Raw genomic sequence first — 1,281 nt, forward strand, 5'->3', positions numbered from 1 at the left:
CGACTTGGTCACCGGCCACCACACGTCCGGCCCGGCCGAGGCGAACATGAGCCTCGGGGGCCAGGGCAGCGACCCCACCGGTGAGACCGCGGTCCGCAACTCCATCGCGGACGGCGTCACCTACGCGCTCGCGTCGGGCAACTCCAACAGCGACGCCTGCAACTTCACCCCGGCCCGGGTGGCCGAGGCGATCACCGTGAACGCCTCGACCAACACCGACGCGCGGGCGTCGTTCTCCAACTTCGGCACCTGCACGGACATCTTCGCCCCCGGCCAGGACATCACCTCGGCGTGGAACACCAACGACACCGCCACCAACACCATCAGCGGCACGTCGATGGCGTCACCGCACGTGGCGGGCGCAGCGGCGGTCCTGCTCGGCGCCACGCCGACGTTGACCCCCGCGCAGGTGGCCTCCGCGATGGTCGCCAACTCCACCCCGAACAAGATCACCAACCCGGGCACCGGTTCGCCCAACCGCCTGCTGTTCGTCAACACCGGCGGCGACCCCGGTCCCGGCGCCCCGTCCATCACCCCTCCGGGCAACCAGACCAGCAGCGTGGGCACGGCCGTGAGCCTGCAGCTGAAGGCCTCCGGCGGCACGGCTCCGTTCACCTGGTCGGCCACCGGCCTGCCGCCCGGCCTGTCCATCTCCCCCACCACCGGCCTGATCTCCGGCACGCCCACGACCGCCGGCACCTACACCGTGACCGCCACGGCGACCGACAGCGCGGGCAAGGCCGGGACCACCACGTTCACCTGGACGGTCAACCCGGCCGGCGGCTCGTGCGCCGCGCCCGGTGAGAAGGTCGTCAACGGCGGCTTCGAGAGCGGCACCGCGGGCTGGTCGAACGCCACCTGGACCATCGGCCCGTGGACCGGCGAGGGCGCTCCGCGCTCCGGTTCGCAGTCCGCGTGGATCGGTGGCTACGGCTACTCCAACACCGAGACGCTGACCCAGACCGTCACCGTCCCGGCGGGCTGCACCAACACCACCCTGTCGCTGTGGCTCAAGATCAGCACGGAGGAGTACGAGCCGGAGGTGTTCGACACCCTCACCGTCAAGGCGGGTTCGACCACGCTGGCGACCTACACCAACCTCAACCCGTCCGGCTACGCGGTGCGCACCTTCAACCTGGGCGCGTTCGCGGGTCAGAGCGTGGCGCTGAGCTTCACCGGCGCGGAGGACTGGTCCTACCAGACCTCGTTCGTGCTGGACGACGTCTCGGTGATCGCGGGCTGACCGACGTGCCGGGGAGGGTCGGTGGACACCGGTCCTCC

1 protein-coding gene is annotated in these 1,281 nt (G+C 71.0%); it reads left to right on the forward strand.

The genetic code is table 11. The features are described from left to right. A partial coding sequence (locus tag AB0G02_RS40815) for a S8 family serine peptidase (protein ID WP_360806093.1) occupies nt 1–1,243 on the forward strand: 1,243 nt, incomplete at its 5' end. Nucleotides 1,244–1,281: the final 38 nt, after the last annotated feature.

The organism is Actinosynnema sp. NPDC023658 (assembly GCF_040639995.1).
In the GTDB taxonomy this organism is placed as follows: domain Bacteria; phylum Actinomycetota; class Actinomycetes; order Mycobacteriales; family Pseudonocardiaceae; genus Actinosynnema.